Raw genomic sequence first — 12,988 nt, forward strand, 5'->3', positions numbered from 1 at the left:
GCCCGCCGGCTGGTGCTTGCGGGCCGGCCCGTCCGCCCGGCTCGTGCACCGAGCCGGGCGGGGCCGCGCCAGAGGGAGTGTGGCGCGGCCCCGGCCGGGGTCAGGCGGTGGCCGTGCAGGTCACCGTCGGTGTGTTCGTGCTGCTGCCGGAGGCCAGGAAGCCGAAGCTGGTGCTGGCGCCGGCGCCGAGGTTGCCGTTGTAGCTGACGTTGGTGGCGGTGACGGTGGAGCCGCTGGAGGTGACGGTGGCGTTCCAGGCCTGGTTGACCTGTTGTCCGCTGCCGTTGGTCCAGTTCACCCGCCAGCCGCGGATGGCCGCGTTGCCGGCGGTCACCTGCACCTCACCCTGGAAGCCGCCGGACCAGGTCGAGGTGACCCGGTACGTCGCCGAGCAGGCACCCGTCACCGGTGGGTTGGTGGTCGGCGGGGTGGTGGTGGGTGGCGTGGTGGTCGGCGGCGTGGTCGTGGGCGGCGTGGTGGTCGGCGGGGTGGTGCCGCCACCGAACTGCACGTCGCTGCAGTGGTAGTACGACTGGTCGAAGTGGCTGGCCTGCCAGACGGTGAAGATGATGTGCCGGCCGGTGCGGCCGGGTGCGTTCACCGGAATCTGGATCGACACCCCGTCGACCTCCCGCTGCCACTGCGACGCCGGCGTGTTGCCGATCTGGCCGACCAGTTCCAGGTCGGACCAGGCCAGTGGCTTGGTGAGCGTGTCCACACCCTGCCGGGTGGCGTACACCCGGATGTAGTCGGCACCGTGGCTGGCCTGGTCGAAGAACTTCAACTGGAAGCTGTTGGGGACCGGGGTGGTCCGCCAGGCACCCAAGGTGTCGAGGGCGTTGTAGCGACCGCCCTCGGCACGCCCGCCCGAGCAGAGCTGGCCGTTCGGCACGGCCGCCTGGTGGTTGCCGCCGACCCCCTCGCGGAGTTGGCCGTTCCAGTTCCACATGGCGCTCGGGTTGGCCTGCCAGGCCTGCCAACACATCGGGTCCTCGGTGGCCATCCGCGGGTTCATGTGGTCACCGCCCCAGCGTTCCCAGCAGCCGTAGGCGCGGGAACCCGGGTTGACCGTGGCGCCGTGCGCGGAGACGGGGTTTGTCAGCGCGGTGGTGAGCAGCAACAGGGCGACGGCCGCGACGGCCAGCAGCCAGGCAGCGCGTGGTGTTCTGAGTACGTTCGACATGGAGCTCCCCAAGGGAATCGTCAGTTCGCGAAAGCGCCCGGACACTCGGGAGTTGCCTCTCCCGTGGTCGATCTGCGTTGCCCCTGTGGTGTTGGCTCCGAGGGAAGCGTGCCACGGGGTATCGGCGTACGTCAACGCGAGAAGCGCTCTCCGGAGCGGGCCTCCGGCACCACCACCAGCCAGGTGCCGGCACCCCGCCGGGCTACCGGGTGCAGCTGCCTGACGTGCCGGCTGCCGCTCACCGAGCCGGGCGGGGCCGCGCCAGAGGGAGTGTGGCGCGGCCCCGGCCGGGGTCAGGCGGTGGCCGTGCAGGTCACCGTCGGTGTGTTCGTGCTGCTGCCGGAGGCCAGGAAGCCGAAGCTGGTGCTGGCGCCGGCGCCGAGGTTGCCGTTGTAGCTGACGTTGGTGGCGGTGACGGTGGAGCCGCTGGAGGTGACGGTGGCGTTCCAGGCCTGGTTGACCTGTTGTCCGCTGCCGTTGGTCCAGCTCACCCGCCAGCCGCGGATGGCCGCGTTGCCGGCGGTCACCTGGACCTCACCCTGGAAGCCGCCGGACCAGGTCGAGGTGACCCGGTACGTCGCCGAGCAGGCACCCGCCGGTGGCGGGTTGGTGGTCGGCGGCGGCGTGGTCGGCGGGGCAGTGGTGGGCGGTGGGGTGGTCGGCGGTGGGGTGGTCGGCGGCGGCGTGGTCGGCGGGGTGGTGCCGCCACCGAACTGCACGTCGCTGCAGATGTAGTACGACTGGTCGGAGTGGCTGGCCTGCCAGATCGTGTAGATGACGTGCCGGCCGGTGCGGCCCGGAGCGTTGACCGGGATCTCGATGGAGACCCCACCGGGCTCCTGCTGCCACTGGGAGGCCGGCGTGTTGCCGATCTGACCGACCAGTTCCAGGTGCGACCAGGCCAGCGGCGTGTTCAACGCGTCGTAGCCCTGCCGGGTGGCGTACACCCGGATGTAGTCGGCGCCGTGACTGGCCTGGTCGTAGAACTTCAGCCGGAAGTTGTTGCCGACCGAGGTGGTCCGCCAGGCACCCGGCACGTCCATCGCCCGGTAGCGCCCGTTCTCGGTGCGCCCGCCGGAGCAGAGCTGGCCGTCCGGGATGGCGGCCTGGTGGTTGCCGGCCACGCCCTCGCGGTAGAGGCCGTTCCAGTTCCACATGGCGTTGGTGTCGGTCTGCCAGGCCTGCCAACACATCGGGTCCTCGGTGGCCATCCGCGGGTTCTGGAAGTCGCCACCCCAGCGTTGCCAGCAGCCGTAGTTGCGGGAGATGGGGTTGGCCACCGAGCCGTGCGCGGAGGCGGACTGCACAAATGCCGTGGAGAGCAGCAGCGTGGCAACGGCCGCGACGGCCAGCAGCCACAGTGCCCGCGATGATCTGAGCGAATTGGACATGGAGCCCCCAGGGGGAGTCGTCGGATCTCGACATCGCCCGGACGCTCGGGAGTTGCCCTCTCCCGTGCCGTCAGTGTGGCCCTCGTGCGCTGACTCGGAAGGATGGCACGATCGATCGTCACCCGTCAATGAGGAAAGCGATTTCCAGCACCGGGTGCGAGGCGTCGTCGAAACGCTTCCACCACCGGGTTCGGGTGGCTCACCACTTCCGGCGCATCGGTGTGTGGGGGATGCCGTCCTCGACGTACTCCGGCCCGCTGACCGTGAAGCCGTGCCGGGTGTAGAAGTCGACCAGATGTGACTGCGCGTCCAACACGCACGGCCGGTCACCGATCGCCGCGAGGGCCGCCGTCATCAGCCGGCCCGCGTGCCCGGCACCCCGGGCCGTAGGGGCCACCACCACCCGCCCGATCCTGGCCACCCCGCCGGGGTCGGCCAGAATTCGCAGGTACGCCACCGGAGCGCCGTCGCGTGCCAGCCACAGATGCCGGGTGCCGGGCTCGACGTCGCGCCCGTCGATCTCCGGGTATGCGCACTCCTGCTCGACCACGAAGACGTCGACGCGGAGCCGCACCAGATCGTGGAAGGTGCGGGCGTCCAACTCGGCGAAACTGGCACTGTGCAGCTGCGTGTCAGACATCCCGCCAGGCTAGTGCTGTCGTCACCGGACGTCGGCGTGGAGGTGCCCCTGGCCTGGCTCAGCCTGCCCTGCAGGTTGCGCCGCCTGGCTTCGTACGCGTTTGCCGGCATGCGCGCGGAACCGGATTACGGATCTTGGAAATTTTCCGTTCTTCGCGAACGGAAAATGTCCAAGGTCTACCTTGGCGTCTTCGTTTCTCGGGCGGGATTTCCCATGGTGCTCGGTCGCTGCGGATGATCGGTCGACGGCCGTCAGGCGGGACGCGCGCCCACCGCGTCGCGGATCTCGGCCCCCTGCTCCGTCTCCACCGCCCGAGCGCAGTGACCGCAGCAGAAGAACCGGCCGGAGACCTCGACCCCGTGGCCGGAGATCTTGATGCCGCAGTGCTCGCAGATCGGCGCCAGCCGGTGGATCGCGCACTCGAAACTGTCGAAGGTGTGTACGTCGCCGCTGACCGTACGCACCTCGAACGCCAGCCAGTAGTCGTTGCCGCAGACCTCGCAGGTAGCCACGCCCCGTACCTCCATCAGTAGACCTTTTGTCCCATCTTGCGGCATGACCTCCGGCGGCTCTGCTTTTATCGACAGTGGTCTTTACTGTTAACAAGGTTTAAATTATGTTGGTGGCACCTCACCAGGCATCACGCCGACAAGGAGCTGCCGCCATGCGCCGAAGAATCACCCTTCCGCTCGTCGCGACGGGCGCCATGGTCTCCACCCTGGCCGTCGCCACCCCCGCTCAGGCCCACGGCTACGTCTCGTCGCCGCCAAGCCGCCAGGCACTCTGCGCCCAGAACCGGGTGCCCGACTGCGGGCAGATCAGGTGGGAGCCACAGAGCGTCGAAGGCCCCAAGGGGCTACGCAACTGCCACGCGAACATCTCGCACTTCGCCGTCCTCAACGACGACAACCGTGGCTGGCCGGCCACCTCGGTCGGCACCACTGTGACGTTCACCTGGGTCAACACGGCCATGCACGCCACCCGCGACTGGGAGTACTTCATCGGCAACACCCGGGTCGCAGTCTTCTCCGGCGGCGGACGCCAGCCCGGCGCGACCGTCTCGCACACCGTCAACCTGGCCGGCTACCAGGGCCGACAGAAGCTGCTGGCGGTGTGGAACATCTCCGACACCGCAAACGCCTTCTACTCCTGCGTGGACCTCCAGATCGGCGGTGGCGGCGGCAACCCGACGCCCAGCCCCACCACCAACCCGCCCGCCCCGTCGCCCACCCCGACGGTCGCCCCGACCACCAACCCGCCGGCCGGCGGCACCTGGACAGCCGGTCGGGCGTACTCCGTCGGGGACCAGGTCACCTACGGTGGCCGGACCTACCGCTGCCGGCAGGCGCACACCGCCATCGCCGGCTGGGAACCGCCGAACGTGCCGGCGCTGTGGAGTCAGCTCTGACCAACGGGAGGTGCGGCTGGAGCTGGCCGCACCTCCCGCCCGCCGTACCGTCGCACCCGCCCGCCGTGCTGTGGGCGGAAGCTGGTGTGCTGTCGGCCGGAGCCGCCGTGCTGTCGGCCGGAGCTGCCGTGTCGCGGGCCGGAGCCGGCGTGCTGGGGACCCGAGTCGCCGTGTCGTCGGCCCGGCCGTCCGAAGGGCGCGCGGTGGCGGGGGTACGGCGTGCCGCGCTGCGTGTGCTGCCGCTGCACCTGATCGCGGTGCTGCTGGTTGCCGGGTGCGGCGGCTCGCCCGCGCCGTCCGGGCAGCCCGCGCCCGGCGACGCCACGCCGCCGGTGGCCGCGACCCCCGCCGCGACGCCTGGCGTCACCGGCGAGATGACCGGTATCGACCTGTTGTTCCTGTCGATGATGGCCGGGCACACCGAGCAGACCCTCCAGATCGTCGGGCTCGTGCGGGACCGACTGACCGACAGCGAACTGCGCACCCTTGTCGCAGCCGTCGAGGCCACCGAGTCCGACGAACTGGCCACCGCACGCGGCTGGCTGGCAGCGGCCGGGCGCAGTGCCCGCGCCGACGACCACGCCGGGCACGGCACCGGACCCGAGCAGCTGGCGCGGCTGCGCGACGCCCCGGACACCGAGGTCGACAAGGTGCTGATCGAGGTGCTCAGCGCGCACCAGCAGGCCGCGGCCGACCTGGCCCGGGCACATCAGGCGGCGGGCACCGACGCACGGGTACTCGACATGGCCCGCCGCGTCGAGCAGTCGCGTACCGCTCAGGTCGCGCTGATGGCCGCCCGGCCGGGGTGACCGGGGTCAGACGTCGGTCGGGTCCAGGCGGATGGAGAGCGAGTTCACGCAGTGCCGGGTGTCCTTCGGGGTGAAGCCCTCACCCCGGAAGACGTGACCGAGGTGGCTGTCGCAGCGGGCGCAGCGGATCTCGGTGCGACTCATGCCGAGGGAACTGTCCTCGATCTCCTTGATCGCGCCCGGGATCGCGTCGTCGAAGCTCGGCCAGCCGCAGTGCGAGTCGAACTTGGTGTCGCTCGGGTACAGCTCGGCGCCGCAGGCCCGGCACCGGTACATGCCGGGCGTCTTGGTGTCGACGTACTCGCCGGTCCAGGCCGGCTCGGTGCCATGCTCGCGCAACACCCGGAACTCGGCGGGGCTGAGCCGAACCCGCCACTCGTCCTCGGTGCGGGGCAGTTCGCTGTCGGGAAGAGTCACAGGTCAACGGTACGCCGAAGGTCGGACCCATCGCATATGGTCGCGCAATGGGTGGCACGAAGGCTGCGGCCGAGCAGATCGAGGTGGCCGGGCAGAGCGTACGACTGTCGAGTCCCGACCGGGTGATCTTCCCGGAGCGGGGCTTCACCAAGGCCGACGTCTTCCACTACTACGTCAGCGTCGGCGACGGCATCATGCGGGCGCTCGGCGACCGACCCACCACGTTGCAGCGCTTCCCCGACGGCATCGAGGGGGAGATGTTCTTCCAGAAGCGGGTGCCGGCCCGGGGCGTGCCGCCCTGGGTGCGTACCGCCGAAATCAGCTTCCCCAGCGGTCGCAAGGCCGCGGAGCTGTGCCCGGCGGACCTTGCCCATGTGGCCTGGGCGGCGCAGATGGGCACTGTGGTGTTCCACCCGTGGCCGGTCCGGTCCGCCGACGTCGACCAGCCCGACGAGTTGCGGGTCGACCTCGATCCGCAGCCCGGCACCGACTTCGCCCACGCCGCGACGGCCGCCGCCGAGCTGCGGGCGATCCTCGACGAGTTGGGCGTGCCGGGCTGGCCGAAGACCTCCGGCGGCCGGGGCGTGCACGTCTACCTGCGCATCCAGCCGCGCTGGACGTTCGTCGAGGTACGCCGGGCCACCATCGCGCTGGCCCGGGAGCTGGCCCGCCGCCGGCCCGACCTGGTCACCACCGCCTGGTGGAAGGAGGAACGCGGCGAGCGGGTCTTCGTGGACTACAACCAGATGGCGCGGGATCGCACCATCGCCTGCGCGTACTCGCTGCGAGCCAACGCCCGGGCGACCGTCTCCACTCCGGTCAGCTGGGACGAGCTGCCCGACGTCGACCCGGACGATTTCGACCTGCGTACCGTGCCGGAACGGTTGGCCCAGCGCGGCGACCCGCACGCCGGCATCGACGACGCCGCGTGGGACATCACGCCGCTGCTCGAATGGGCCGAGCGGGACGCCGCCGCCGGCGAGGGCGATCTGCCCTACCCGCCCGACCACCCGAAGATGCCCGGCGAGCCGAAACGCGTGCAGCCGTCCAAGGACCGCGACCGCCCCCGCTGACCGTCACCGGCGAGTGTCGCCCGCCTCCACCGCGGTCTTGGCGGTCAGCAGGTCCGCGCCGGTGATCTTCCGGTACTCCGCGATCGCCTTGATCTTGTCACCTCGGGCGAGGTGCTCCCGGACGACCGGGGGCAGCGGGTCGGTGTCGGCGACGCCGAGGTGATCCATCACCAGGGTCAGCCGCCGCTCCAGCTCGGTCAGCCGGTATGCGGTGCGGGCCACCTCGCGACGGCTCGGCGCCTGAGCGAGCAGAAGGCCGACGACCAGAGCGAGGAGTGTGGCCAGAAAGATCTCCATGCAGGTGATCGAACCAGCCCCGCGCTACGGCGGGCAACGCGCCCGCGCCGATCGAGCGTCAGCTCGGGGTGCCACCCTTCACACCGTTCACGAAGGAGCACCACTGGGCAGGGGCGAACCGCAGCACCGGCCCGGCAACGTCCTTGCTGTCCCGCACCCCGACGGCGTCGGCCAGATTGTCGGCCACCTCGACGCACTCGCCCTCCCCGCTCCGGCTGCTCTTGCGCCACCGGGCGTTGGTCAAGTCATTCATCGAAGGTCTCCTTGATAACCGTCCCGATCAGATCTTCAGACTCGCGCACGCCCAGTGAAAGGTCCAGAAGGGTGGACCAGGCGTCACCGTACGCCGCCACTTCTGTCGGCTTGTCCAGGTAAAGGCTGCCGGTGAGCGACTCGCTGTAGACGGTCGACGGCTCTGCGGGCCGCGTGCCGACCGCTGGAAAGTCCAGCATGATGAACGATCCGGCAACGGATGCCGCGTGGGGGCCGCTGCCCAGCGGCAGCACCCGGACCGAGACGTTCGGTCGCTGTGCGGCGTTCACCAGGTGTGCGAGTTGGCTGCGCCAGGCGTCCAGGTCGGTAATGGGGCGGCGGATCACGGCCTCGTCGATGATGGCTTCGAAGCTGGGAGCCTTTGGGCTGCGGCGAGCGAGCAGCTTCTGACGCTCCATGCGTAGTGCGACCTTCTGCGCAACCTCATCCTGGCTCCGGCCAGCCTTGGCGCTGAAGATGACCGCAGCGTATTCGGCGGTCTGGAGCAACCCAGGGATCAGCGTCGGCTCGTACTGACGCACGCGGCGGGCCGCCGCCTCCAGCCCGACGTACAACTCGAACCACGCCGGGATGGCCTCACCGTAGGCGTGCCACCAACCCCGACTCTTGCTTTCCCGGGCCAGACTGACCATGACCTCGGTCAGCTCGCCGGAGGTGCCGTAGTGCTGGCACATCAGCGTCACATCGTGGGTACGCAGAGATGTCTGTCCGCTCTCCAGGCGATACATCTTGGCGCGCGACCATTCGAGGGCCTCGGCGGCAGCCTCCAGGTTGATGCCGGCTTCCTCCCTGGCCTGGCGCAGCAACCTGCCCAGTTGCCGCCGCGGCACCGAAGACCCAACGTCGCTCATTTCACCCCGTCTCACATCGGTGCTGCCAGTGTCTCGTTTGGAACAGCATCGAGGCCCAGATGACACACCGTCCATATCTTTCCCGAAATCTCCGTATGAGACATCGCAGATTGGCGAAGCGCGGACCGATGGTGGCAGGCATCGGCAATATCGGTGCGTGTTCGCGGGAGGCTCGCGGTGGTTTGGTGGAAATGGTTTCAACGGCAGGACGAACCGATCGACGTGGTGCAACGGTCCGCGTACCACGAGCGGGCCGGTGCGTACCGGGCCGATCAACCCGGGCGGAACGCCCCGACGGCGGGCCAGCCGCAGCAGCGGCCGTTGCGGCTGGCCCGGCTGTGGCGGTCCCGCCACGTCGTGCGGCGATGCCACCGGCGGAGCATCCGGTGAGCGCGGAGCAGGGGATGTGGTCCGTCGAGGTGGCGGACCTGCCCGAGATCGAGGTCGACAGCAAGCCGGAACTGCTGGTGCTCGTGGCGGAGAACGACATCCCGATCGGCTGGGCGGTCGTCCTGCCCGAGGGGGACTTCTGGCTGATCCGGAAGTCCGCCCGGTCCTTGGCCCACGGGTCGAGTCTGGCGACGCTGACGACCTTCTGGGCCACAATCCTCGGTTGCGACGTGGGGCGACCCCGGCTGGCCGGGCCCCCGTCCGCCGGTGTCAGAGACTGAGCTTCATGCCCTCGTGGCTGGCGACGAAGCCGAGGCCGAGATAGAAGCGGTGCGCGTCGTGGCGGGTCTTGTCGGTGGTGAGCTGCACCAGGCCGCAGCCGTGCTGCCGCGCCTGGTCGATCGCCCAGGTCATCATCTGCCGGCCCAGGCCCCGTCCGCGCTGATCCGAGCGGACCCGGACCGCCTCGACAAGCAGCCGCTCGGTGCCGTGCCGGCCGAGCCCGGGGATGTAGGTGAGTTGCATGCACCCCACCACCTCGCCGTCGGCCTCACCGACCATGAGCTGGTTGCGCGGATCGGCGGTGATGTCCGCGAACGCCTTCTCGTACGTGGCGTCGACCTCGCCGACGTCACGGGTACGCCCCAGCATGTCGTCGGCGAGCAGGTCGAGGATGGCCGGCAGGTCGGCCCGGACCGCCTCACGGAAGATCACCTCACTCATCCCGCGAGCGTCCCACAACGGTGCGACCCGATGTGCGGCAGAGCACCGTCAACTGTCGCTGTACCGGCTGACGCGTTCGAGCACCGCCAAGGCTGCGCCGACGGAGGCGCATGCGGCCGGGATGGGTGGCAGATGTTCCGGCGGGCCGGCCTCGGTGAGCGGAGCCTCGAAGAAGCCGCCGCCGCCGTCGACCCGATCACCCACGACGATTTCCCCGCCTCCAGGCACGCGTACGCCCACCCGGCCGTGCGGAAGCAACGTGGTGCCAGGCGGCCAGACCACCACTGCGGCCCCTGCTTCGTCCCACAGGGTCAGGCAGCCGGACCATGTCGACGTCCCTGGGCGTGCCGTAGGCGGCCCAGGGACGTCGTTGGGCCAGTTGGCCTGAGGTAGGTGGCAACCGTTCGGCTCAGGTCTTTCAGTGGCAGTGGTGCTGGTCCGACTGGACGGGCGTGGCGCCGGGGCGGGTCCACTGGGCTACCGGGCGGCCGTCCTTGCGCCACCAGCTGTACGTTGGGTCGGCCTGCGGCCAGCCGTCGGGGGAGTCCTCCCAGGCTTCCTGCCGTCCGTAGGCTGTCATGTCGAGCAGCTGGAGCGAGCCCATGATCGCCTCGACGCCGCGTCCGGTCGTCTCGTAGGTGAGGAACACCCGGTCACCCCGGCGTAGGTAGCAGGCGATGACGCCGCCGCCGGCGACGGCGGGATCCTCGATGCCGTACGTCGAGTACCACGGGTGGAGGTAACCCATGAACTCGCGGAACGGTGCGATCTCCTCGTACGGTCCCTCGGCGAAGACCGCGAACCTGATGCCCCGTGCCTCCAGGTAGCTAGCCTCGTGGAAGTTCCAGATGCTGATGGTGCAGCCTTCGCACTGCTCCTCGAACGGCTTGCCGAGGTGCCACATGTGCTTGTAGACCACGAGTTGGTCTCGCCCGTCGAAGAGGTCGAGCAACGAGACCGGACCCTGCTCGCCGACCAGTTTGACCGGGTTGACCTCGGTCATCGGGAGGCGACGGCGGGCGGCTGCGATGGCATCACCCGCCCGGGTGTGCTCCTTCTCCCGTACGAGCAGTGCGTTCCGTTCCCGAAGCCAGGTGTCGCGGTCGACCACCGGAGGCGCTGGCGATGTGTCCGTACTCTGCATGCCGCTACTATAAACATAGCGTCCACTCGCGTGAAGGAAGTTGATCGGGATTGCCTGTCAAGTTGACATACGCGCACCACGGCGACGCCTGCCGGGCTGCCAACGCCCTCGACCTGGTGGGCGACAGGTGGACGCTCATCGTCGTCCGCGAACTGCTCCTCGGCCCCAAGCGTTTCGCCGACCTTCAGGACGCCGTTCGTGGCATCACCCCGGCGGTCCTCAGCGAACGGCTCAGATCCCTCCGCCAGGCCGGCATCATCGACCAGGTGACGCTTACCGACCTGGCCCGCACCCGCGCGTACGCCGTCACCGAGTGGGGCCGTGGCCTGGAGTCGGTCCTGGCGTCCCTGGGGCGCTGGTACTCATCCGGAACGGACCCCCGCACCAGCGGTGGCATGACCCCCGACGCCATGGTCCTCGCCATGCGCACCATGGCGCCCCCCGTCCCCGAGGGCGTGCCACTGACCGCCCTGCGCCTCTACGACGCCCGCCAACCCGACCCACCGGTCCGCGACTATCGGCTGACCACCGTCAACGGGCTGCTGGACGTCCGGCCCGGTGCCGCCGTCGACCCGGTGGCGACCGTGACCGCCGACTCGACGGCCTGGAGCGGGGTGCTCTTCGACGGCCTGCCGCTCACCGACGCCGAACGCGCCGGCACCGTACGCGTCGAAGGCGACCGCGACACCGTCACCCGCGTTGTACGCCTCTACCTCGCGGCCCCTGGTGGCTAGCGAGAGGGAGTACGCCGACGGATGCGATGGCCGCCGGTCCCGGGAGCGGGCAGGCTAGCGCGCCGGGCAGCGCTTGCCGTCGGGTGGGACGGTCAGGTCGATGAGGTATGCGTTGACGGCCTGGGTGATGCAGGCCGTCTGCGGGTAGGCGGTGTGGCCCTCGCCCTCCCAGGTGAGCACCCGGCCGACGCCGAGCATCTCGGCCAACGCCGGGGTCTGCTCGTACGGCGTGGCGGGGTCGCCGGTGGTGCCGACGACAAGGATCGGTGGGGCGCCCTCGGCGCGGCCGGTCGGGTAGGGGTCGCTGCCGCCCGGCCATTCGGTGCAGGAGACCAGGCCGGCGGCCAGCGGTGCGCCGAAGAGCGGATACCGGCTGCGCCACTCGGACTGGAGCTGGCGGATCCGCTCCAGGTCGGGGCGTTGCTCCTCGTCGGCGCAGTTGATGGCCAGGTTCGCATCGAAGAGGTTGCTGTAGCGGCCGTCGGAGTCGCGGTCGGTGTAGTTGTCGGCGAGCCGGAACACGTCCGTCGGGTTGCCCTGGTTCAGCCGGTCGATGGCCCGGGCCAGTTGCTCCCAGCCGGGCTCGGAGTACAGCGACGAGACGATGGCGTAGAAGATCCAGCCGGCGGTGGCCTCCCGCCCGTCGGCGGAGCGGACGGGGGAGACCACGGCCTTGTCGATCGCCGAGGTGACCGCCGCCCGGGCGTCGGGGGCGATGGGGCAGCGGGCCGCGTTCGCCGCGCACCACCTGGTGAAGTTGTCGAAGGCGCGTTCGAAGCCTTTCGCCTGGCCCTCCGAGCCTTCGATCAGGTCTTGCCGGGGGTCGACCGCGCCGTCGAGCACCAGCGCCCGCACCCGCTGCGGGAACAGTTGGGCGTACGTGGCCCCCAGCAGGGTGCCGTAGGAGTAGCCGAGGTAGGTCAGCTTCTCGTCGCCGACAGCGGCCCGGATCGCGTCCATGTCGCGGGCCGCCTGCTCGGTGCCGTACAGCGGTAGCTGGTCGCCGTACTTGGCGCCGCAGCCTTGACCGATCTGCTCGTTGAGCGCGACAAAGTCGTCGAACGACGCCTGGCTCTCCGGGTCGGGGTTGTAACCGAAGACGGCGTCGAGGTCGGCGTCCGGGATGCACTCGACCGGGCTGGACCGGGCCACTCCGCGCGGGTCGAAGCCGACGATGTCGAAGCGTTCGAGGATCGCGTCGGGCAGGCCGCCGTACTGTTCACCGAAGGTGAGGTAGACGGCGGTGTCGACGCCCGAGCCGCCGGGGCCGCCCGGGTTGACCAGCAGCGAGCCGATCCGGTCGCGCTGGTTGGTGGAGCGGGCCCGGAGCAGCGCGATCTCGAAGGTCTCGCCGGCACCGGGACCGGTCGTGGCGGCGCTGCCGCCCGCCCAGTCGCGCGGCACCTGGATGCGGGTGCATTCGTACCTGATGTCCGGAGCGCGTCGCCCGACCACCTCGTCGGCCACCTCCGGGCAGAATCGCCAGGTCGGCGCGGCCCCCGGTGCCGCGGCCTCGCCGTCGACGTCGGTGCGCGGCGCGAACGCCGGCAGCGTGCAGCCGGCGGTGACCACCACGGCGGCGGTCAGGCCGGCCACGGTGAGCCGGAAACGGCGGGTCCGGTCGGGCGTACGGGTCACGAACGAGCCTCCGTGAT

The 12,988-nt window shown here is 70.2% G+C and carries 17 protein-coding genes; 5 read left to right on the plus strand and 12 right to left on the minus strand.

Annotated features, from left to right (window positions below):
* Nucleotides 1-100: 100 nt before the first annotated feature.
* The 4 genes from ACN26Z_RS09740 to ACN26Z_RS09755 form a co-directional block, all read right to left on the minus strand.
* Complete coding sequence (locus ACN26Z_RS09740; protein ID WP_421460735.1) at nucleotides 101-1,183, minus strand: lytic polysaccharide monooxygenase auxiliary activity family 9 protein; 1,083 nt, start codon at nucleotides 1,181-1,183, stop codon at nucleotides 101-103.
* A 293-nt stretch (nucleotides 1,184-1,476) separates the two neighbouring features.
* Nucleotides 1,477-2,574 (minus strand): lytic polysaccharide monooxygenase auxiliary activity family 9 protein, encoded by a 1,098-nt coding sequence (locus ACN26Z_RS09745; RefSeq protein ID WP_421460736.1) that lies wholly within the window; start codon nucleotides 2,572-2,574, stop codon nucleotides 1,477-1,479.
* A gap of 199 nt (nucleotides 2,575-2,773) precedes the next feature.
* Nucleotides 2,774-3,214, minus strand: a complete 441-nt coding sequence (locus tag ACN26Z_RS09750; RefSeq protein WP_421460738.1) for a GNAT family N-acetyltransferase — start codon at nucleotides 3,212-3,214, stop codon at nucleotides 2,774-2,776.
* A 251-nt stretch (nucleotides 3,215-3,465) separates the two neighbouring features.
* A complete protein-coding gene (locus tag ACN26Z_RS09755; RefSeq protein ID WP_281566631.1) occupies nucleotides 3,466-3,726 on the minus strand; it encodes a Prokaryotic metallothionein in 261 nt (86 codons plus the stop codon).
* Between the two features lie 152 nt (nucleotides 3,727-3,878).
* Between ACN26Z_RS09755 and ACN26Z_RS09760 the strand changes: the two genes are divergently transcribed.
* On the plus strand, nucleotides 3,879-4,622 hold the full coding sequence (locus ACN26Z_RS09760) for a lytic polysaccharide monooxygenase (protein WP_421460739.1): 744 nt from the start codon (nucleotides 3,879-3,881) through the stop codon (nucleotides 4,620-4,622).
* Nucleotides 4,623-4,771: 149 nt separating this feature from the next.
* Nucleotides 4,772-5,431 (plus strand): DUF305 domain-containing protein, encoded by a 660-nt coding sequence (locus tag ACN26Z_RS09765; protein WP_421460740.1) that lies wholly within the window; start codon nucleotides 4,772-4,774, stop codon nucleotides 5,429-5,431.
* A 6-nt stretch (nucleotides 5,432-5,437) separates the two neighbouring features.
* On the opposite strand, the gene msrB is transcribed toward ACN26Z_RS09765, so the two are convergent.
* Nucleotides 5,438-5,848: a peptide-methionine (R)-S-oxide reductase MsrB gene (gene msrB, locus ACN26Z_RS09770; protein WP_421460742.1), complete on the minus strand. Its 411-nt coding sequence runs from the start codon at nucleotides 5,846-5,848 to the stop codon at nucleotides 5,438-5,440.
* Nucleotides 5,849-5,895: 47 nt separating this feature from the next.
* Between msrB and ligD the strand changes: the two genes are divergently transcribed.
* Nucleotides 5,896-6,921 carry a non-homologous end-joining DNA ligase gene (gene ligD / locus ACN26Z_RS09775; protein WP_421460744.1) on the plus strand — a complete coding sequence of 342 codons (1,026 nt, stop codon included), beginning with the start codon at nucleotides 5,896-5,898 and terminating at the stop codon, nucleotides 6,919-6,921.
* 3 nt (nucleotides 6,922-6,924) lie between these two features.
* Here ligD and ACN26Z_RS09780 read toward each other — a convergent pair whose 3' ends face one another.
* Genes ACN26Z_RS09780 through ACN26Z_RS09790 form a run of 3 tightly spaced genes read right to left on the minus strand, consistent with a single transcriptional unit; the run spans nucleotide 6,925 to nucleotide 8,342 of the window.
* On the minus strand, nucleotides 6,925-7,218 hold the full coding sequence (locus tag ACN26Z_RS09780; RefSeq protein ID WP_421460745.1) for a hypothetical protein: 294 nt from the start codon (nucleotides 7,216-7,218) through the stop codon (nucleotides 6,925-6,927).
* Nucleotides 7,219-7,276: 58 nt separating this feature from the next.
* On the minus strand, nucleotides 7,277-7,471 hold the full coding sequence (locus ACN26Z_RS09785; protein ID WP_421460746.1) for a DUF397 domain-containing protein: 195 nt from the start codon (nucleotides 7,469-7,471) through the stop codon (nucleotides 7,277-7,279).
* Nucleotides 7,464-8,342: a helix-turn-helix domain-containing protein gene (locus ACN26Z_RS09790; protein ID WP_421460748.1), complete on the minus strand. Its 879-nt coding sequence runs from the start codon at nucleotides 8,340-8,342 to the stop codon at nucleotides 7,464-7,466. Before ACN26Z_RS09790 ends, ACN26Z_RS09785 begins: the two co-directional genes overlap by 8 nt.
* Before the next feature lie 386 nt (nucleotides 8,343-8,728).
* On the opposite strand from ACN26Z_RS09790, the gene ACN26Z_RS09795 reads away from it, so the two are divergent.
* The gene (locus ACN26Z_RS09795; protein ID WP_421460750.1) at nucleotides 8,729-9,013 is read left to right on the plus strand and encodes a hypothetical protein; all 285 of its coding nucleotides are present in this window, start codon (nucleotides 8,729-8,731) and stop codon (nucleotides 9,011-9,013) included.
* Here the strand turns inward: ACN26Z_RS09795 and ACN26Z_RS09800 are convergent.
* The 3 genes from ACN26Z_RS09800 to ACN26Z_RS09810 all read right to left on the minus strand — a co-directional run bounded on the left by ACN26Z_RS09800 (nucleotide 9,003) and on the right by ACN26Z_RS09810 (nucleotide 10,599).
* On the minus strand, nucleotides 9,003-9,455 hold the full coding sequence (locus tag ACN26Z_RS09800) for a GNAT family N-acetyltransferase (RefSeq protein ID WP_421460751.1): 453 nt from the start codon (nucleotides 9,453-9,455) through the stop codon (nucleotides 9,003-9,005). The two genes, ACN26Z_RS09795 and ACN26Z_RS09800, sit on opposite strands and share 11 nt — an antisense overlap.
* Before the next feature lie 48 nt (nucleotides 9,456-9,503).
* Complete coding sequence (locus ACN26Z_RS09805; RefSeq protein WP_421460753.1) at nucleotides 9,504-9,659, minus strand: hypothetical protein; 156 nt, start codon at nucleotides 9,657-9,659, stop codon at nucleotides 9,504-9,506.
* Nucleotides 9,660-9,873: 214 nt separating this feature from the next.
* Entirely contained in the window at nucleotides 9,874-10,599 is a 726-nt protein-coding gene (locus tag ACN26Z_RS09810; RefSeq protein ID WP_396888348.1) for a DUF899 family protein, read from the minus strand.
* A 62-nt stretch (nucleotides 10,600-10,661) separates the two neighbouring features.
* On the opposite strand from ACN26Z_RS09810, the gene ACN26Z_RS09815 reads away from it, so the two are divergent.
* A complete protein-coding gene (locus tag ACN26Z_RS09815) occupies nucleotides 10,662-11,333 on the plus strand; it encodes a winged helix-turn-helix transcriptional regulator (protein WP_421460754.1) in 672 nt (223 codons plus the stop codon).
* A 54-nt stretch (nucleotides 11,334-11,387) separates the two neighbouring features.
* On the opposite strand, the gene ACN26Z_RS09820 is transcribed toward ACN26Z_RS09815, so the two are convergent.
* Nucleotides 11,388-12,971 (minus strand): alpha/beta hydrolase, encoded by a 1,584-nt coding sequence (locus tag ACN26Z_RS09820; protein ID WP_421460756.1) that lies wholly within the window; start codon nucleotides 12,969-12,971, stop codon nucleotides 11,388-11,390.
* Nucleotides 12,972-12,988: the final 17 nt, after the last annotated feature.

The organism is Verrucosispora sp. WMMD703 (assembly GCF_049178935.1).
GTDB lineage: Bacteria > Actinomycetota > Actinomycetes > Mycobacteriales > Micromonosporaceae > Micromonospora > Micromonospora sediminimaris.